Consider the following 20,068-nt stretch of genomic DNA (forward strand, 5'->3'; position numbering starts at 1 on the left):
TGGAGTCCGCAAGGGCTCCCAAAGCGGCGCCTGCGTTGCAGGCGAGCGCAGCCTCACGGCAGCGGCTACATAGGAGCCGACCTATGCCCAACAGGGTTGAATGTGCCGCTGAGAATCATCTGCCCAGACGAACGCCCCTTGCAACCCACCGCCAACAGCCGCATAAACAGCCCATGAACCTCCCTGCACACAAACACCCGGTGCTGGACGCGTTTCACCCCGCCGTACGCGCCTGGTTCCAACGCAGCTTCCCGACGGTCACCGCCGCCCAGGCCCAGGCCTGGCCGCTGATCCGCGACGGGCAATCGGTGCTGGTCGCCGCCCCCACCGGCTCAGGCAAAACCCTCACCGCCTTTCTCGCCGTACTGGACGAACTGGTCAGGCAAGCCCCGCTAGCCGAGCAAACCCTGGTGGTCTACGTCTCGCCCCTCAAGGCGCTGTCCAACGACATCCAGATCAACCTGCAAGCCCCCCTTGCCGGGATCAGCGCCGAACTCGCCGCCCAAGGCCTTGAAGCCCCCGCCATCCGCACCGCCGTGCGCACCGGCGACACCCCGCAAAAAGAACGCGTGGCGATGCGCAAGCAAGCGCCGCACATCCTGGTCACCACCCCCGAGTCGCTCTACGTACTGCTTGGCTCGGCCTCCGGCCGGCAAGGCCTGGCCAACGTCCACACAGTGATCGTCGACGAGATCCACGCCCTGGCCGGCAACAAGCGCGGCAGCCACCTGGCACTGACCCTCGAACGCCTCGAAGCCCTGTGCAACCGCCCACTGCGGCGCATCGGCCTGTCCGCCACGCAACGCCCGGTCGAACGCGTTGCGCAGTTTCTGACCGGCCCGCAACGCCCCTGCGCCATTGTCGACATCGGTCATGCCCGCCAGCGCGACCTGGCCATCGAAGTACCGCCGCTGCCCTTGAGCGCAGTGATGGCCAACGACGTCTGGGAGCGGGTCTACGACCGCCTCGCGCAACTGGCAGGCGAGCACCGCACCACCCTGGTGTTCGTCAACACCCGCCGCCTCGCCGAGCGCCTGACTCGCCATTTGAGCGAACGCCTCGGCCACACGGCCGTCGCCGCGCACCACGGCAGCCTGGCCAAGGAGCTGCGCCTGGACGCCGAACAACGCCTCAAGCGCGGCGAGCTGAAAGTGCTGGTGGCCACCGCCGCGCTGGAGCTGGGTATTGATATCGGCGAAGTCGAGCTGGTCTGCCAGATCAGCTCACCGGGGTCGATTGCCGGGTTTCTGCAACGTGTAGGCCGCTCCGGCCACCAGGTCGAGGGCACGCCCAAAGGCCGCCTGTTCCCCACCACCCGCGACGACCTGATCGAATGCGCGGCGTTGCTCGACTGCGTACGGCGCGGCGAACTGGATGAGCTGCACATCCCCCGCGCACCGCTGGATGTGCTGGCCCAGCAGATCGTCGCGGAGGTCAGTTGCCAGCCCTGGCCCGAAGCCGAACTGCTCGCCTGCCTAGCCCGCGCCCTGCCCTACGCCGAACTCGACGATGCTCACTTTCAGGCGCTGCTGCGCATGCTCGCCGAGGGCTACAACGGTCGTCAGGGCGTGCGCAGCGCCTATATTCACCGCGACGCGGTCAGTGGCCAGTTGCGCGGGCGGCGTGGCGCACAGCTGACGGCGCTGACCAGCGGCGGAACCATCCCCGACAACGCCGACTATGCCGTGTTGCTTGAGCCGCAAAGCCTGAACATCGGCAGCGTCAACGAAGACTTCGCCGTGGAGAGCATTGCCGGCGACATCTTCCAGCTGGGCAATGCCTCCTACCGCATCCTGCGGGTCGAGCCGGGCAAGGTGCGGGTCGAGGACGCCCAGGGCCAGCCGCCGACCATCCCGTTCTGGCTCGGCGAAGCACCGGGGCGCAGCGATGAGCTGTCCGCCGCCGTCGCCCGCCTGCAAGCCGAGATCGACCAGCGCCTGCAGGCCAGCCATGGCCAGGAACAACCACTGATCGACTGGCTGGGCGAGGCCCTTGGCCTGGGGCATGACAGCGCCGAACAACTGCTGGAATACCTCGGCCGAACCCGTCAGGTACTCACCGCCCTGCCCTCACAGGACACGCTGATCATGGAGCGGTTTTTCGACGAGTCCGGCGGTACGCAGTTGATCATCCATTCGCCGTTCGGCAGCCGCATCAACCGCGCCTGGGGCCTGGCCTTGCGCAAGCGCTTCTGCCGGACCTTCAACTTCGAATTGCAGGCCGCTGCCAGCGAGGACGCGATCATCCTGTCGCTGTCGGCCGGCCACAGCTTTGCCCTGGATGAAGTCTGGCGCTACCTGCCCAGCGCCAGCGCCGAGCACCTGTTGATTCAGGCGGTGCTCGACGCGCCGCTGTTCGGCGTACGCTGGCGCTGGAACGCCGGGGTTTCCCTGGCGCTGCCGCGCTTTGCCAGCGGGCGCAAGATCGCCCCGCAGATCCAGCGGATGAAAAGCGAAGACCTCACTGCCGCGGTCTTCCCCGACCAGTTGGCGTGCCTGGAAAACATCGTCGGGGAACGCGAGATCCCCGATCACCCGCTGGTGGAACAGACACTGGACGACTGCCTGCATGAAGCGATGGACTGCGAAGGCTGGTTGGCATTGTTGCGGCGCATCGAGCGCAAGCAGATCACCTTGATCTGCCGCGACCTGCCTGCGCCTTCACCGCTGGCAGCGGCAATTCTCAATGCCCGGCCCTATGCCTTCCTCGACGATGCCCCGCTGGAAGAGCGACGTACGCAAGCGGTGCTGAACCGGCGCTGGAACGAACCCAAAGACGCCGATGACCTCGGCGCCCTCGACCCCGAGGCCATCGTCGCCGTGTGCATCGAAGCCTGGCCCGCCCCGGCCTCGGCGGACGAAGTGCACGAAGCCTTGATGAGCCTGGCGGCGGTCACCCGTGACGAGGCCGCCGCGAATGCGGGCTGGCCAGACTGGCTGAATACCCTGGCCACCAGTGGACGGGCAGGTTGCCTGCAGCTGGCGCAGGGTGGCAGGCTGTGGGTGGCCCGCGAGCGCCTGACCGGCTTGCTCGCGGTTTACCCGCAGGCCGTGGTTGTGCCGGCCCTGACGGCGTTGCCGGGCTTCGACCAGGCCATCGACGAAGACAGTGCCACGCTGGAGCTGGTGCGTGCCCGGCTGAGCGGGTTCGGGCCAATGAGCGTGGCGGCGATTGCCGAGCCATTGCAACTGCCTGTTACCCGGGTGGTGCAGGCGCTGGCCCGCCTGGAGGCTGAAGGCTATGTCATGCGCGGCCAGTTCTGCCCTGGCCAGGGTGAAGAACAATGGTGCGAGCGGCATCTGCTGGCGCGCATCCACCGCTACACCCTCAAGCGCCTGCGCCGGGAAATCGAGCCGGTCAGCCTGCAGGATTTCATGCGTTTCCTGTTTGATTGGCAGCACCTCTCGCCCACCAGTCGGCTAAAGGGCAATGCGGCATTGAGCGAGGTGCTGGCGCAACTGGAGGGGTATCAGGCGGCGGCCGGATCGTGGGAGAGCGAGCTGCTGCCCGGGCGCATCAGTGACTACAGCCCACGCTGGCTGGATGAAGCCTGCCGTGCTGGCAAGACCACCTGGGCACGCCTGGCAGCGGCCGGCAAAGCCTCGACGACGACCTTGCGCAGCACACCGATCGTGCTGCTGCCACGTGCCCGTCTCGGGTTGTGGCAGAACCTGGGAACCAGTGCTGAGGTGGACAGCTTGTCGCCTCGTACCCAGCGTGTTCATTCGGCGCTGAGCCAGCATGGCGCGCTGTTCTTCGATGAGCTGCGCGACGAGGCGCACCTGCTGCCCAGTGAACTGGAGAACGCCTTGCAGGAGCTGGTGGGCGCCGGGCTGATCAGTGCCGACAGCTTTGCCGGGCTGCGTACCTTGATTACCCCGGCCAGCAAGCGTCAGGCGCGGGGTGGCCGGCGTGGGCGCGGGCCGGTGTTTGGCGGGATGGACGATGCCGGGCGTTGGGCGCTGTTGCGCCGGGCCAGTGTGCCGGACAACCCCGGCGACACCCTGGAACATATTGCCCGTACGCTGCTGCGCCGCTATGGCGTGGTGTTCTGGCGCTTGCTGGAGCGCGAGGCGGCGTGGCTGCCGAGCTGGCGTGAGTTGCTGCGTACCTTCCATCGCCTGGAGGCGCGGGGGGAGATTCGCGGCGGGCGCTTTGTCAGTGGCTTGGCCGGGGAGCAGTTTGCCCTGCCCGAGGCGATTGGCTTGTTGCGCGAGGTGCGTCGACGGCCGCTGGACGGCGCGCTGGTGGTGGTCGGGGCGACCGACCCATTGAACCTGGTGGGCACGCTGTTTCCGGGGCAGAAGGTGGCGACGGTCAGTGGCAATCGGTTGCTGTACCGCGACGGGGTGGCGGTGGCGGCGCTGGTGGCGGGGGTGCAGCAGTATTGGCTGGAGGAAGAGGTGAAGTTGCGCGATGCACTGATCCGCGACCCTGGAATCTGAAGATTGCTGGAGCCCTGTGGGAGCCGGCCTTGCCGGCGATAAGGCTAGCACTGACTGCGAGGGCTTTGCCCTCGATCGCTGGCAAGGCCAGCTCCCACAGGGGTCGGTGGAGGCTCGTAACGTTCAGTTGCCTCCCGCAATGGTTGGCTTCCATTCCCCTATTCGATATAAGGTCTTGTCTCGGACACGTCCAAACAAGGAACCTGCATGAGCCTGTCACTTCTCAGCCGTTACGCCTTCTTCGCCGCCTGTGTCCTGTTTACCCTCGCCAGCCTGCCCTTCCTTGACCACGACTGGCTCTGGCCATTCACCCTGGCCACGCTGATCCTCAGCCTGATCGGCCTGTTCGATCTGCTGCAAAGCCGCCACGCCGTGCGGCGCAACTACCCGATCCTGGGCAATATCCGTTACCTGGTCGAAGGCATCCGTCCGGAAATCCGCCAGTACCTGCTGGAGTCCGACAGCGATGCCCTGCCCTTCTCCCGCGCCCAGCGCTCGCTGGTTTACGCCCGGGCCAAGAACGAAGCCTCGGACAAGCCCTTCGGCACCCTGATCGACGTGTATCAATCCGGCTTCGAGTTCATCGGCCACTCCATGCGCCCGGCCCCACTCAGTGACCCCACCAGTTTCCGGGTGACTGTCGGCGGCCCGCAATGCACCCAGCCGTATTCGGCCTCGGTGTTCAACATCTCGGCCATGAGCTTCGGCTCGCTCAGTGCCAACGCTATCCGCGCGCTCAACCAGGGCGCCAAGCTCGGCAACTTCGCCCACGACACCGGCGAAGGCAGCATCAGCCCCTACCACCGCGAACACGGCGGCGACCTGACCTGGGAGCTGGGCAGCGGCTACTTCGGTTGCCGCACCTCGGACGGGCGCTTCGACCCCGAACGCTTCGCCGAACAGGCGCGCACCCCGCAAGTGCGGATGATCGAAATCAAGATGAGCCAGGGCGCCAAGCCCGGCCATGGCGGCATCCTGCCCAAGCACAAGGTGACCCGCGAAATCGCCGAGACCCGAGGCGTGATGATGGGCGAGGACTGCATCTCGCCGTCCCGCCATAGCGCCTTCTCCACCCCGATTGAAATGATGCAGTTCATCGCCCAGTTGCGTGAGCTGTCCGGCGGCAAACCGGTGGGCTTCAAGTTCTGCCTGGGCCACCCGTGGGAGTTCATGGGCATTGCCAAGGCCATGCTGGAAACCGGCATCCTCCCGGACTTCATCGTCGTCGACGGCAAGGAAGGCGGCACCGGCGCTGCGCCAGTGGAGTTCACTGACCATATCGGCGTGCCGCTGCGTGAAGGGCTGCTGTTCGTGCACAACACCTTGGTCGGCTTGAACCTGCGCGACAAGATCAAGCTCGGTGCCAGCGGCAAGATCGTCAGCGCCTTCGACATTGCCAGCGTGCTGGCCATCGGCGCCGACTGGGCGAATGCGGCGCGTGGCTTCATGTTCGCCATTGGCTGCATCCAGTCGCAAAGCTGCCACACCAACAAGTGCCCGACCGGCGTGGCCACGCAAGACGCCCTGCGCCAACGCGCGCTGGTGGTGCCAGACAAGGCCCAGCGGGTGTTCAACTTCCACCGCAATACGCTCAAGGCGCTGGCCGAAATGTTAGCGGCCGCAGGCCTGGAGCATCCGTCGCAACTGCAAGCCAAACACCTGGTGCGGCGCATGTCGGCCACCGAGATCAAATTGTTCTCGCAGTTGCATGTGTTCCTCAAGCCAGGCGAGTTGCTGACCGGTGAGGTGAGTGGCGAGTTCTACCAGCGGATGTGGCAGATGGCGCGGGCGGACAGCTTTGAGCCGCGGGACGTAGCTGCCGCCTAAACGGGGCTAGCTACCGCTGATGTGCGAACACTCAATGTCAATTACACCCTGCAAGGACAGCTACTTGAACGACCCTATCGAGCGCTCAGCACAACAAAACCCAAATAACTACTTGGCAAGTTTGGGCTTGCTATTACTGACGAGCGTACTCGCACTACTCCCTTATTTGATTACCGCTGCAATGTACGGTACAGCTGACTTTTCACACTGGCCGGCCCACGACACCACAACAGTAATTCTCCTTTCTGTCACCATATTCATTTGTGGAATTGCATTATTCGTTGTCAGAGAAAAGCAAATCGACCTAGAAAAAATCATCAATAACCACATCGACACGGAAGAGTATAAAAACAAGAAATACCTTGACCTGATACTGAGCCACTACGGCAATGTAGCGGCTGTCGCGGCATTTTTTGTAGCGCTGATATACCTGATAAAAAGCAACATGAGTCACATCGGTGTTACCGGGGCCGCCCTTGTAATATCACTGCTGACACCAGTGATTTACTTGTTCTATTCGCTGGTTTTTCTTAAATGCGTTTTCGGAACCTATGGTCGCTCAACTACTTGCTGGGTTGCTTTAGTGGTCATTTTTTCACTCGATGTCGTATTCATGACCATAGCCATTGGTGGTACCGGCTGACTCGCGCAAGGTCATTTCCTACGTGAATCGGAGAATTTTCCTGTATCTTCGAGCCGAATCATCACCTAGCCTCCCCCAGTCGCTGCCAATTCAGCGACCGGGCGTAGGAACCCGAAGATCCCAAAGCGTACAAACGCCATCTTCATAGGGTGGTGTATTTGTGACAGCGCTTGAGTTTATGGCGGCTGTGCGCGGGCATGCTTCGGCATGGCCGGGCGCTCCTGGGGTCCCGGTATTCCTACCCCGCGTACGGCTGCCACCCCAAGCCCGTAGGAAGGCCAGTGGTAGCTCCATTCTCCCGGGAGCTAAACAATGAAAAAAATCGTCCCTGATCCACCTCACTTTATTACCGCACTTACCGCCTTCGGTTCCTGCGACGCAGGCCACGCCCCACTCTTTGCCGTACGCAGTGGCATAGAAGCTGAAGATGCCCTGGTTCATGCATCAATCCTGCTCAGAGGTGTCCTGGACACTGCCCAGGCAGCCAGCGAGCGTGCCCCTTCGGAGTTGCGCGGCTTTCTCTGGAATATCCTGCACGCCACTGAAATGTCCAAAGGGCTCGTGGATGCGCTACTCGACGGCGCCGAACTATCACGCCAAGACGCAAAAAGGGCACCCGATGCAACGGCGGGAGACATCAAGTAACAAGCTTGTATTGCAAAGCTGACTGATTTTTTACACCCTCCCCGCCGCTGATCAGCAACGATCAGCGGCGCGGAACCTCGCAGTGCGGGGACCTATCCTTATTTGAACCACCCTCGCCAAGAGTCACCATCATGAACAACGGTCGCGATCACCGCATCGACTTCTTCCGCGGGTTGGCGCTGATCTTCATCTTCTGGGATCACATACCCGGCAACCCGCTGGCCAACGTCACGGTGCGCAATTTCGGTTTCAGCGACGCCGCCGAGATCTTCGTGTTCCTGGCCGGCTACGCCTCGGTATTGGCCTACGGCAAGATCGCCCTGCGCGACGGCTGGCTGGTCGCCAGCGTGCGCATCCTGCGCCGGGCATGGGTGCTGTACATCGTGCACATCTTCCTGCTGGTGCTGCTGATGGGCATCGTCTTCGTCGCCAACAACCATGTCGAAACCCGCGACATGATCCAGGAAATGGGCCTCTACTACTTCCTCGGCAACCCGCAACAGGCACTGGTGGATGAGCTGCTACTGCGCTTCAAACCCAACCTGATGGACCCGCTGCCGCTGTACATCCTGCTATTGCTCGGGCTGCCACTGGTGCTGCCGTTGCTGCTGCGCAAGGCCGAATACGTGGTCGGGCTGTCGGTGGCGCTGTACCTGCTGGCACCGATGTTCCAGTGGAACCTGGCCGCCCAGGAAGGCGGGGTGTGGTTCTTCAACCCGATGGCCTGGCAGTTGCTGTTCATCCTGGGCGGAGCGGTGGCGATCAATGCGCAGCGGGACAAGCCGGTGGAGACGCGACCCCTGCACCATCAACCGCTGTTCTGCGTGTCGGCAGCCTACGTCCTGGTGTGCGCGGTGATCGCGCTGTCATGGCGCTGGCCTGCGGTACATGACGCGATGATGCCGCGCCTGCTCAGCGAATGGCTGTACCCGATCAGCAAGACCAACCTGTCGCCGGCACGCCTGCTGCACTTCCTGGCACTGGCGTATTGCACCGCGAAACTGCTGCCGACCGGCGCCTGGGTGCAGAGTTGGCTGGCACGGCAAAGCTGCCGCATGGGCCGATATTCGCTGGAGGTGTTCTGCTTTGGGGTGCTGCTGGCGCCGTTGGCGGACATGGCCAATGCGCTGGGCGGGGACGTCTGGCCGGTGCAGGTGCTGACGGCGCTGGCCGGGGTGGGGCTGATGGTGTTGCTGGCGGTTTGGCTGGATGTGAACAAGCGCTTGGGTCGGCCGGTTCAGGTAACCGCCTAAGGGGCCTGAGGCCTCTTCGCCGCCAAGGCTGGCTCCGACAGGTGGATGAAACCCCTGTGGGAGCCGGCCTTGCCGGCGATGCTTTTAGGACTGCGCCAGCGCAACCCCTTCAGCCTTCGGCGACAGCTTGAACACGTAATACAGCACGGTCAGCATCACCAGGAACGCCGGGCCGATGTACAGGGCCACGCGGGTCTCCTCGAAGTACGCCATCAGGCCCACCACCAGGATCAGGAACGCCAGCGCCAGGTACGAGCTCAGCGGCCATAGCCACATGCGGTACTTCAAGGCAGCACGTTCGGCTTCGTTCAGGCCGGCACGGAATTTCAGCTGCGCCAGCAGGATCATCGCCCAGGTCCAGATCGCCCCGAAGGTGGCAATCGCGGTCACCCAGACAAACACCTTCTCAGGCACCAGGTAGTTGGCCAGCACGCCCAGCAGCAGCGCGCCAATCGACAACAGCAAGGCATTGCGCGGCACGCCGTTTTTCGAGGTGCGGGCAAATTGCGCCGGCGCCTGGCCGTTCTGCGCCAGGCTGTAGAGCATGCGCCCGGTACTGAAGATGCCGCCGTTGCACGACGACAACGCCGCGGTAATCACTACGAAGTTGATGATGCCCGCCGCCGTCTTGATACCCAGACGCTCGAAAGTCATCACGAACGGGCTGCCCTGGCTGCCGATTTCGTTCCATGGGTAGATCGACAGGATCACGAACAGTGCGCCGACATAGAACAGCAGGATGCGCCAGAACACCGAGCCGATGGCCTGTGGGATGGTCTTTTGCGGGTTGCGCGCTTCACCGGCGGTCAGGCCGATCATCTCGACGCCCAGGTAGGCGAACATCACCATCTGCAGCGACATCAGCACGCCAGTCACGCCGTTTGGCATGAAGCCGCCATTGCTCCACAGGTTGGAGATCCCCAGGGCCACGCCGTCGTTGCCGAAGCCGAAGGCAATCACGCCGATACCGCCGAAGACCATGGCAATGATGGTGACGATCTTGATCAGGGCGAACCAGAATTCGAACTCACCGAAGGCCTTGACCGCGATCAGGTTGATCGCGCCCATGCTGCCCAAGGCCGCCAGGGCCCAGATCCAGCGCGGTACTTCGGGGAACCAGATGCCCATGTAGATGGCCACCGCGGTGATTTCCGCGACGCAGGTCACCAGCCACAGGAACCAGTAGTTCCAGCCGGTCAAGAAGCCCGCCAATGGGCCAAGGTAGTCCTGGGCGTAGCGGCTGAAGGAGCCGGCGACCGGGTTGTGCACGGCCATTTCGCCAAGGGCGCGCATGATCACCAGGATCGCCAAGCCGCCAATGATGTACGACAGCATGATCGCCGGGCCGGCCATTTCGATGGCCTTGGCCGAACCGAGAAACAGGCCGACACCGATACAGGCGCCTAGCGCCATCAGGCGAATATGACGTTCGCCAAGCTCTCGCTTGAGTGGGCCGCCTTGGGCGGTCTCACCATGAGAAGGGTGGTTGCCGACTGGCATAGAAATACAACCTCATTTTGTTATTGGATATAACCCATCGTGCAGGCAATGCATCGCCGATAAGCAACACAACGCCTCGCCGGCCCCCGCCTTGTGAGCGGGGCCCGCCTGCCTGGCAACCTGGCCTGGGCAGAGCGAAAGGGGCGAGCAGTATAGAAAGGCCACTACCGATCTTTTCACTATAAAAACCACGATATTCAGCGAGAAGTCTCGGCAATAACCGCTATTACGGAGTGACATTCCCCGAACCACAGCGGATCCAGGAAATCGGGCGGCTAACATAGCACCAAAACGGGGCATTTCCAGTCCCACTAAAGGCGCATGTGTCAGACATGGCATACGTATTAACGGCTGAATTCCTACAAATTTTTCACCATTGCCGACCAGCGTCTAAGCTTCAGGCAAGCGAGATGAACAATCGTAGCCGGGCTGAAAATTATGGGCGCACAGTGGCAATCGGATCCAGGCATGACGCAAGCACCCTCTGTACAGCCGGATGACTCGCCTTCGCCCACACCGACTCGCCGCGTCAGTTGGTGGTGGCTGTTTTGGCTGGTATTGCTGATCTTTCTGCTGGCGTTGGGGGTTGCTGGCTACCGCGAAATGCAAAGCTCCAAGGTGCAATCGCGCGAGTTCAGCCAATTCGCTGCGACGCTCAGCTATTCCATGCACAAGGGCTCAACGGACTCGATCATGTACCCGGGCGAAGGCCCGTTCGACATGCGCCTGGGCTACAGCGCCATTGGCGAGTTCCTGCCGCGCCTGCTCAAGCGCGACTATGTGGTGGTCGAACAGACACGCTTCTCCCCGGCCCTGATGAACTATGCCGAGCACGGTTTTTTCGTGCCCTATACCGAGAAGATCCAGGCCGGCCTGGCGATCACCGATTGCAAGGGTGATGCGGTCTACCAGTACCACTACCCGCAGTATCTTTACCCCGACTTCGCCTCGATCCCACCGGTGATGGTGCACAGCCTGCTGTTCATCGAGAACCGCGACCTGCTCGACCCCAACGACCCTCGCGCCAACCCGGCCGTGGACTGGCCACGCTTCGCCATGGCGGCCTACAGCCAAGTGGCCAAGTACCTCGCCCTGCCCGGCCAGTCGGCTGGCGGCAGCACCCTGGCGACCCAATTGGAGAAGTACCGGCACTCGCCAGACGGCCTGACGGTCTCGGGTGGCGAAAAGATCCGCCAGATGATTTCCGCCAGCGTGCGAGCCTATCAGGATGGCCCGCAAACCCTCGACGCGCGCCAGCGCATCGTGCGTGACTACCTCAACAGCGTGCCGCTTTCAGCCGTACCCGGCCACGGCGAAGTACACGGCATGGCCGAAGGCTTGCGGGTCTGGTATGGCGCCGACTTTGCCAAGGTCAACCAGAGCCTGTCCTCGACCTCCAGCGACCCGGCCAGCCTCGCCGAACGTGGCTTGGCCTTGCGCCAGGTACTGTCGCTGATGATCGCCCAGCGCCGGCCTTCGCACTTTTTGTCCAAGGGGCGCAATGAACTGGCCGAGCTGACCGACAGCCATATCCGCCTGCTGGCCGCCAACAACATCATCGACCGATCGCTGACTGACGCCGCCTTGGCCAGCAAGGTGACTTTCCGCGACTGGGTGGCCCAGCCGACCATTGTGCCGATCGTCACCAACAAGGGCATCAGCGTGGCGCGCAGCCGCTTGTCGTCGATGCTCAACCGACCACTGTATGACCTCGACCGCCTCGACCTGTCGGCCACCAGTACCCTGCAATCAGAGCTGCAAACCCAGGTCAGCCAGTACCTGCGAAACCTTGCCGACCCTGAGTTCGCGCAGAAGATGGGGCTGATGGGCGAACGCCTGCTGACCCCGACCAGCACCACCCAGGTGCGCTACAGCTTCACCCTGCTGGAACGCACCTCGGACGGCTCGCGCGTGCGCGTGCAAACCGACAGCACCGACCAGCCGTTCGACATCAACGAGGGCAGCAAGCTGGAACTGGGCTCGACCGCAAAACTTCGGGTGTTGACCAGCTACCTGCAGATCGTTGCCGAACTGCATGACCGCTATGCCGGCAAACCCGTAGCCGACCTGAAGAAAGTGGAAGTCGCCGAGACTGACTTCATCACCCGCTGGGCCCTGGATTACCTGATGCAGAACAAGGACCAGAACGTTACCGACATGCTCGATGCGGCGCTCAACCGCAAGTATTCGGCCAGCCCGGGCGAAGCCTTCTTCACCGGTGGCGGCCTGCATGTGTTCAACAACTTCCGCAAGGAAGACAACGGGCGCATCCCGACCCTGAAAGACGCCCTGCGCGAATCGATCAACCTGCCGTTCATTCGCCTGATGCGCGACCTGGTGCGCTACAGCACCTACCAGGCGCCGGGCAACAGCGGCCCGCTGCTCAAGGATGATGCCGAGCCGCGTCGCCAGGAATACCTGGCCCGCTTCGCCGACCGCGAAGGCACCGACTTCATGCGTCGGTTCTGGAAAAAGTACCAGCGCAAAACTTCCCAGGAGCGCCTGGACACCTTCCTCGACAGCCTGCGCGTCACGCCGATTCGCCTGGCCGCCGTGCACCGTTACCTGTTCCCCGAATCCGACCAGGCCACCTTCAATTCCTTTGTACGCGCCCACCTGAAAAAGGACGTGCAGGTCAACGGCAAGCTGCCGACCAACAAGCAGGATGCGGTCACCGAGGCACGCCTCTCCGACTGGTACCTGGCCTACGGGCCGGGCAAATACGACCTGCCTGACCAGGGCTATATCGCCCGCGTGCACCCGCTGGACCTGTGGCTGCTCGGCTACCTGCTGAAAAACCCCAGTGCGACCTTCCAGGACGCCGTCGCGGCCAGCCATTTCGAGCGCCAGGAGGTTTACAGCTGGCTGTTCAAGAGCCGGCACAAAGGCGCGCGTGACAGCCGCATCCGCACCATGGTCGAGATCGAGGCGTTCCTCGATATCCATCAGCGCTGGAAGCAGGTGGGCTATCCGTTCGATCACCTGGTGCCGTCGTTGGCAACCGCCATCGGCAGCTCCGGCGACCGCCCGGCAGCCTTGGCCGAGCTGGTCGGGATCATCCAGAACGATGGCATTCGCCTGCCGGTGTTGCGTATCGACACCCTGCATTTCGCCGCCAACACCCCCTATGAAGTGCGCCTGGCCGGCGACCCGGATCGCGGCGTGCGGGTGCTCCCGGTGGAAGTCGCGCGGGCCTTGCGCGGGGCCATGTCACAAGTGGTCGATGCCGGTACTGCGCGGCGGGTATCGGGCAGCTTCAAGACGGTCGACGGTACCCCGCTGGTCATGGGCGGCAAGACCGGCACGGGGGACAACCGCATCGAAAGCTTCGGCGCCGGGGGCCGGCTGATCGGCTCTCGCTCGCTGAACCGCACCGCGACCTTCGTGTTCTACCTGGGCGACAACCACTTCGGCACGCTCACCGCCTTTGTTCCGGGGCGCGCCGCCGAAGCGTTCAAATTCACCTCGGCGCTGCCGGTACAGGTGCTCAAGGGCATGGCGCCGATCCTCATGCCGTACCTGGAACCGGGCCAGAACACCCTGTGCGCCCCGCCCGTAACAGCTGAAAGCAAGGCCTCGGTGGCCAGCGTGCACTGAAGATCGACCTGCCCTTTTCGTCTCCTGAAAGGTATCGACGCGTACCGCGCGTCTGATACCGGCTTGCTTTGCGATATATCTTAAGTAATATCTAGAGATATATCTTACGCAGACAGGAGACATTTCATGCGTGATCACCACCACCCTCATCGCGAGCCTGGCGAGCGTCATGACGGTTTCGACCGTCCGCACGGCCGTGAGCGCGGCGACCGCGGCCCCCGCGTGTTCGCCCCCGGCGACCTCAAGTTGCTGTTGCTGTCGATGCTCGCCGAGCAGCCGTGCCACGGCTACGACCTGATCCGCCAGATCGAAGGCCTGTTCAACGGCGGCTACAGCCCCAGCCCCGGGGTGATCTACCCGACGCTGAACTTCCTCGAAGAAAGCGAGCTGATCATTGGCGAAACCCAGGGCAGCAAGCGCCTCTACAACATCACCCCGGCCGGCCGCACCTCCCTTGCCGAGCAGTCCATCGCCCTTGACGGCGTGCGCATGCGCATCGAAGTCAGCAAGCGCTCGCTGCGCGTCAACGACCGTCCGCAAGAAATCCACGAAGCCGTGCACAACTTGCGCCACGCCTTGCAGATGCATGCCGGCCGCTGGAACCCGGAAGAGATCGAGCGGGTACGCACCCTGCTCAACGACACCGCCAAAGCCATCGTTGCCGGCCCGGCAACCGCCCCTCAGGAGAAACCCGAATGAGTGTTAGCGAAAACCTCGGTATCCATCGCGTCAACCACGAGATCAAACGTCGCCGCCTGGATGTACTGCGTGTCGTCGAGCTGACCCCGCGCATGCGTCGCATCACCCTGGGCGGGCCGGAACTGGCCGGCTTCGTCAGTGTGGGCACCGACGATCACGTCAAATTGATGTTCGCCTGCACGCCAGAAGAACAAGCGGCACTGGACGACCCACTGGCCAACGAAGGCGTGCGCCCGACCATGCGTGAATACACGCCACGGCGCATCGACCTGGCAGCTGGCGAGTTGGACCTGGACTTCGTCCTGCACGGCGATGGCCCTGCCTCTACATGGGCGGCCCAGGCGGCACCCGGCCAGACATTGGTGGTTGCTGGCCCGCGTGCCTCGATGGTGGTCCCGGATATCTTCGACAGTTACCTGCTGGTCGGCGATGAAACCGCGATTCCGGCTATAGCCCGTCGCCTGGAAGAACTGCCGGCGGGTCGCCACGTGCTGGTGGTGGTTCAGATCGAAGACGCTGCCGAGCAGCAGCCGCTGCCGAGCCAGGCAGAGGTCGAAGTGATCTGGGTTCAGCGTCGTCAACAAGATCTGCTGGCCGTGCTCAAGGGGCTGACCTTGCCTGCCGGCTCGCTGTACGGCTGGGTTGCCCTGGAAAGATCCCTGACCCGTCAGGCAAAGGCCCTGCTGCTGGAAGAGAAAGGCCTGAAGGATGATGCACTCAAGGCCGCCGCCTACTGGCGCCTGGACTCAAGCGACGACGACTGACGCTGGCCTCAGGGCTGTGCGCTGGCACGTGCCAGGCGCCTGCCCTGCCATCGGTCGAGGGCGATCAGCAGCAGCCCGATCATGATGAAGCCGGCGAGAATCGCCAAAGCGTTCAGTACGACCTGGGCATAGCCCAAGGCAACCACATCGACAAAGGGATAGGGATAGAAGCTGATCCCGTGCCCGCGCAGCAACGTGTAGATGAAGTACGCCAGCGGATACAGCAGCCAGAGCAGCAAGTGCTTCAGGCGCAAGCTGCCCTTCGCCACCTCCCACCACCAATACAGCACGAACAGCAGCGGCATGACGTCGTGCAGCAGTTCGTCGGCCAGCCACTGCCAGCCTTGTGGTGTCCATAAATGGCGCAGCAGCAGGCTGTAGGCCAAACCGACCAGCACAATGCTTGTGGTGATACCGGCGCTGATCACCGGGCTCAGGAAGAAACGTCGCGCCGCGCAATCACGACCGAACGCTGCATAAGTCAGCACTGTCGCCGCGAGCATGTTGCTCAGCACGGTGAAGTAACTGAAGAAATTCACCAGCCCGCCCAGCAAGCTGGCCTGGTCCTGCCAGCGTGCCAGCAACACCAGGTACATCTGGATGCTCAGCGCGGCCCAGCCCAGGCCGGCCGCCGCGCCAATCCAGAAGCGTCGCGACACGGCGTTAGCGTCCGCGCTGCAGTTTCACGTACAGGTACTCGACCTTTTCCCGCGCCCACGGCGTCTTGCGCAGGAAGGTCAGGCTCGACTTGATGCTCGGGTCGCTCTTGAAGCAGCGGATATCGATGCGCTGCGCCAGGCCTTCCCATTGGTAGTGCGCCACCAGCGCAGTGAGGATCTGTTCCAGCGTCACGCCATGCAGTGGATTGTTGTTCCCGGCAGTCATGCCTGTGCTCCAGCCAACCAAAGGTGCGCACCTTAGCCGAGGCACGGCGGCGCGTCTGCACCTGAACGTTACTTTCCTGTTTCAACGACGCTTTGTTCGCAGTCTAGTCGCCGCGAAGGCTCTAGCCAGCGCTTTGGGATTTAATGTTTTTTGTTAATGTTATACTATAACGAAAACGATAACTGCCAAGGACTTCACCATGCGTCCCCTCCCGCTTCATCTTTCCCCCCTCGCCGCCGCCCTGTGGCTGGCTTCACCGCTCAGCCAGGCCGTAGAACTGCAACCCCAGGTCATCACCGCCAACCCGTTGGGCAGCACGCAACTGGCCAGCCCCAGCAGCGTGCTGGAAGGCGATGCACTGACCTTCGAGCAAAAAGGCAGCCTGGGCGAAACCCTCAACAACCAGCCCGGCGTCGCCTCGACCTGGTTTGGCCCTGGCGCCAGCCGCCCGGTGATTCGTGGCCTGGATGGCGACCGCATTCGTATCCTGCGCAATGGCGTGGGTGCCCTGGATGCATCCTCGCTGTCCTACGACCATGCCGTGCCACTGGACCCGGTGACCGTCGAACGCGTGGAAATCATCCGCGGTCCGGCCGCCCTGCTCTACGGTGGCAATGCCATCGGCGGCGTGGTGAACACCTTCGACAACCGCATCCCGGACAGCCCCATCGAGGGCATCCACGGTGCCGGTGAACTGCGCTACGGCGGCGCCGACACCACGCGCAGCAGTGCCGGCAAGCTGGAAGTCGGAGATGGGCGTTTCGCCCTGCACCTGGACGCCAACAGCCGGCAGTTCAACGACCTGCGCATCCCCGGCTACGCCCGCAGTTCCAAGGTGCGCGATGCCGATAACGTGGGCGATCGCAAACGCCTGGAGAACAGCGACGGTCGCCAGGATGGCGGCGCTATCGGTGGTTCGTACAATTGGGACCACGGCTACGCCGGCCTGTCCTACAGCCGCTACGACTCCAATTACGGCTCAGTCGCCGAACCTGGCGTACGCCTGGACATGCAGCAGGACCACTACGCCTTTGCCTCGGAGTTGCGTGATCTCGACGGCCCGTTCAGCGCGGTGAAATTCGATGCTGGCTACACCGACTACCAACACCGAGAAATGGAAAGCGGCGAGGTCCACACCACTTTCAAGAACAAAGGCTACGAGGCCCGCGTCGAAGCCAGGCACCAGCCATTGGGCCCGGTTGAAGGAGTGATTGGCGCACAGGTCAGCCGCAACGAGTTCTCCGCACTGGGTGAAGAGGCCTTCGTCCCGCACACCAATACCGACAGCCTCGCCGTGTTCATGCTGGAGCAATGGCAAGCCACCGAGCGCCTGAACCTGAGCCTGGGCGCCCGCCTTGAACACACTCGCGTCGACCCGGACAGCAAAGGCAGCGAGCGCTTCGCCGAGGCGGATAGTGCCAGCAGCTTCAACGCCGCCAGCCTGTCGTCCGGGGCGGTCTACCAGTTCACGCCGATCTGGTCGCTGGCCGCCAACCTCGGCTATACCGAGCGCGCCCCGACCTTCTACGAGCTGTACGCCAACGGCGCCCACGTCGCCACCGGCACCTACGAGGTGGGTGATCCCGACCTGAACAAGGAAAAGGCGATCTCCAGCGACCTGGCGCTGCGCTTCGACAACGGCACGCACAAAGGCAGTGTCGGTGTGTTCTACAGCCACTTTCGCAACTACATCGGCCTGATCGGCAGCGGCAACCTGCGCGAAGGCCACGACCACGGTCATGACCATGACCATGATCACGACCACGACCACGGCGATGTCCCCGAATACCTCTACCAGGGCGTGCGCGCACGCTTCTACGGCATCGAGGCGCAGGACCGCTGGAAACTCCTGGAAAACCGCTACGGCAGCTTCGCCCTGGAGCTTTCCGGCGACTACACCCGTGCCAAGAACCTCGACACTGGCGAAGACCTGCCGCGCATCGCCCCACTGCGCCTGAATAGCGGCCTGGTCTGGGAGCTCGAACGCTGGCAGGCCCGCGTCGATGTGCAGCACGCCAGTGCCCAGCACCGCAAACCGGCCAACGAAACCAGCACCGATGGCTACACCACCCTGGGCGCCAGCGTCGGTTATCGCTTCGACATCGGCGAGAGCCAATGGCTGGCCTTCGTGCGTGGCGAGAACCTCACCGACCAGACCGTACGCTACGCCAGCTCGATCCTGCGCGACATCGCCCCAGCCCCTGGGCGCAGTGTTGAAGTCGGCCTGCGCACGACCTTCTAAGCCCCTGCCGTTGCCGGATTGTTACCTTTCCGGCAACGGTGCCTCTCGGCGATTTGTCTTTTTTTATTACAAATTCGTCTATATCCTTCCCGTCGCACGCTGAAACGCTTCAGTTAAGCCTGTTGTTAACTTGATCCTGGCGATGCTTGCACGCCGGGATATTTGCCGTTTTTTCCATAATCAAAAGATAGCGCTATCTCATGCCTCGAAATACTCGTTCCCGTCCCCTCGCCACGACGACCCTGCTGTCGGCCCTGACGGTCAGCAGCCTGGCTTGCACTGCCCACGCGGCGCAGCTGTTCGACGGCGATTCGCCCTGGATGCTTGGCGACTGGGGTGGCACCCGCACGGAGCTTGCCGAACGCGGCTACGATTTCACCCTGGGTTATGTCGGCGAAATGGGCGCCAACCTGCGCGGTGGCTACGACCACAGCAACACCGCTCGCTACAGCGACCAGTTCACCCTGGGCAGCCACATGGACCTGGAAAAGATCCTTGGCTGGCAAGACAGCGAATTCCAGTTGACCGTGACCGAGCGTCACGGCAACAACATCAGCAATGACCGGATCAACGACCCGCGCGTGGGCGGCTTCACCTCGGCCCAGGAAGTCTGGGGCCGTGGCCAGACCTGGCGCCTGACCCAGCTGTGGATCAAGCAGAAGTACTTCGACGGCGCACTCGACGTGAAATTCGGCCGCTTCGGCCAGGGCGAGGACTTCAACAGCTTCCCCTGCGACTTCCAGAACCTGGCGTTCTGTGGCTCGCAGGTCGGCAACTGGGCCGGCAGCATCTGGTACAACTGGCCGGTCAGCCAGTGGGCCCTGCGGGTCAAGTACCAGCTCACGCCTGAGCTCTACGCGCAAGTCGGCGCCTACGAGCAGAACCCTTCCAACCTGGACCGCGAGAACGGTTTCAAGCTCAGTGGCAGCGGCACCCAGGGCGCCGTGTTCCCGGTCGAACTGGTCTGGAGCCCGGCCCTGAATGGCCTGAAAGGGGAATATCGCGCCGGTTACTACTACAGTAATGCCAACGCGACAGACGTTTACAAGGACAGCAACGACCAACCGGCAGCGCTGAGCGGCCAGGCCTATCGCAGCAGTTCGAGCAAGCATGGGTTCTGGTTGGGGGCACAGCAGCAGGTGACGTCGTTGGCCAGCGACCACTCCCGTGGCTTGAGCGTATTCGCCAATGCCACGCTGCACGACAAGAAGACCAATGCCATCGACAACTATGTTCAGGCAGGTGTTGTGTACAAGGGCCCCTTCGATGCCCGCGCCAAGGACGACATCGGTTTCGCCCTGGCCCGCGTGCACGTCAACCCGGCCTACCGCAAGAACGCCGAGGCCCGCAACCAGGCCAATGCCGTCTACGACTACCAGAACGCCGCCTTCCTGCCCGTCCAGGACACCGAGTACAGCGCCGAGCTGTATTACGGCATCCACCTGGCCGAGTGGCTGACCGTGCGCCCGAACCTGCAGTACATCCGCCATCCGGGCGGCGTCGGCCAGGTCGATGACGCGCTGATCGGCGGCCTGAAGATCCAGAGCAGTTTCTGAACCGGGCCCTGG

The 20,068-nt window shown here is 63.0% G+C and carries 13 protein-coding genes; 10 read left to right on the forward strand and 3 right to left on the reverse strand.

Features of this window, described 5'->3' with window-relative positions; genetic code table 11:
• The first annotated feature begins 173 nt into the window (after positions 1-173).
• The 5 genes from M5G11_RS04995 to M5G11_RS05015 all read left to right on the forward strand — a co-directional run bounded on the left by M5G11_RS04995 (position 174) and on the right by M5G11_RS05015 (position 8,813).
• Positions 174-4,445, forward strand: coding sequence for a DNA glycosylase AlkZ-like family protein (locus M5G11_RS04995; RefSeq protein ID WP_273910795.1), 4,272 nt, complete (start codon positions 174-176; stop codon positions 4,443-4,445).
• A 207-nt stretch (positions 4,446-4,652) separates the two neighbouring features.
• Positions 4,653-6,272, forward strand: a complete 1,620-nt coding sequence (locus M5G11_RS05000; RefSeq protein ID WP_273910796.1) for an FMN-binding glutamate synthase family protein — start codon at positions 4,653-4,655, stop codon at positions 6,270-6,272.
• A gap of 64 nt (positions 6,273-6,336) precedes the next feature.
• Complete coding sequence (locus M5G11_RS05005; RefSeq protein WP_273910797.1) at positions 6,337-6,915, forward strand: hypothetical protein; 579 nt, start codon at positions 6,337-6,339, stop codon at positions 6,913-6,915.
• A gap of 312 nt (positions 6,916-7,227) precedes the next feature.
• Positions 7,228-7,560: a DUF3077 domain-containing protein gene (locus M5G11_RS05010; protein ID WP_273910798.1), complete on the forward strand. Its 333-nt coding sequence runs from the start codon at positions 7,228-7,230 to the stop codon at positions 7,558-7,560.
• A 131-nt stretch (positions 7,561-7,691) separates the two neighbouring features.
• Positions 7,692-8,813: an OpgC family protein gene (locus M5G11_RS05015; protein WP_273910799.1), complete on the forward strand. Its 1,122-nt coding sequence runs from the start codon at positions 7,692-7,694 to the stop codon at positions 8,811-8,813.
• A gap of 84 nt (positions 8,814-8,897) precedes the next feature.
• On the opposite strand, the gene M5G11_RS05020 is transcribed toward M5G11_RS05015, so the two are convergent.
• Positions 8,898-10,313 carry an amino acid permease gene (locus tag M5G11_RS05020; RefSeq protein WP_273910800.1) on the reverse strand — a complete coding sequence of 472 codons (1,416 nt, stop codon included), beginning with the start codon at positions 10,311-10,313 and terminating at the stop codon, positions 8,898-8,900.
• Between the two features lie 438 nt (positions 10,314-10,751).
• On the opposite strand from M5G11_RS05020, the gene M5G11_RS05025 reads away from it, so the two are divergent.
• The 3 genes from M5G11_RS05025 to M5G11_RS05035 all read left to right on the forward strand — a co-directional run bounded on the left by M5G11_RS05025 (position 10,752) and on the right by M5G11_RS05035 (position 15,373).
• Entirely contained in the window at positions 10,752-13,910 is a 3,159-nt protein-coding gene (locus M5G11_RS05025; protein WP_273910801.1) for a transglycosylase domain-containing protein, read from the forward strand.
• Positions 13,911-14,036: 126 nt separating this feature from the next.
• On the forward strand, positions 14,037-14,609 hold the full coding sequence (locus M5G11_RS05030; RefSeq protein ID WP_273910802.1) for a PadR family transcriptional regulator: 573 nt from the start codon (positions 14,037-14,039) through the stop codon (positions 14,607-14,609).
• Entirely contained in the window at positions 14,606-15,373 is a 768-nt protein-coding gene (locus M5G11_RS05035; RefSeq protein WP_273910804.1) for a siderophore-interacting protein, read from the forward strand. Before M5G11_RS05030 ends, M5G11_RS05035 begins: the two co-directional genes overlap by 4 nt.
• A gap of 8 nt (positions 15,374-15,381) precedes the next feature.
• Here the strand turns inward: M5G11_RS05035 and M5G11_RS05040 are convergent, their stop codons facing one another.
• The gene (locus M5G11_RS05040) at positions 15,382-16,032 is read right to left on the reverse strand and encodes a Pr6Pr family membrane protein (protein ID WP_273910805.1); all 651 of its coding nucleotides are present in this window, start codon (positions 16,030-16,032) and stop codon (positions 15,382-15,384) included.
• A 4-nt stretch (positions 16,033-16,036) separates the two neighbouring features.
• Positions 16,037-16,258, reverse strand: a complete 222-nt coding sequence (locus tag M5G11_RS05045) for a VF530 family protein (RefSeq protein ID WP_273910806.1) — start codon at positions 16,256-16,258, stop codon at positions 16,037-16,039.
• Between the two features lie 199 nt (positions 16,259-16,457).
• Between M5G11_RS05045 and M5G11_RS05050 the strand changes: the two genes are divergently transcribed.
• Together M5G11_RS05050 and M5G11_RS05055 are read left to right on the forward strand one after the other, a co-directional pair.
• Positions 16,458-18,500, forward strand: a complete 2,043-nt coding sequence (locus M5G11_RS05050) for a TonB-dependent receptor (RefSeq protein ID WP_273910808.1) — start codon at positions 16,458-16,460, stop codon at positions 18,498-18,500.
• Positions 18,501-18,700: 200 nt separating this feature from the next.
• Positions 18,701-20,056, forward strand: a complete 1,356-nt coding sequence (locus M5G11_RS05055) for a carbohydrate porin (RefSeq protein WP_273910809.1) — start codon at positions 18,701-18,703, stop codon at positions 20,054-20,056.
• Positions 20,057-20,068 lie beyond the last annotated feature (12 nt).

Source organism: Pseudomonas fontis (genome assembly GCF_028656955.1).
In the GTDB taxonomy this organism is placed as follows: domain Bacteria; phylum Pseudomonadota; class Gammaproteobacteria; order Pseudomonadales; family Pseudomonadaceae; genus Aquipseudomonas; species Aquipseudomonas fontis.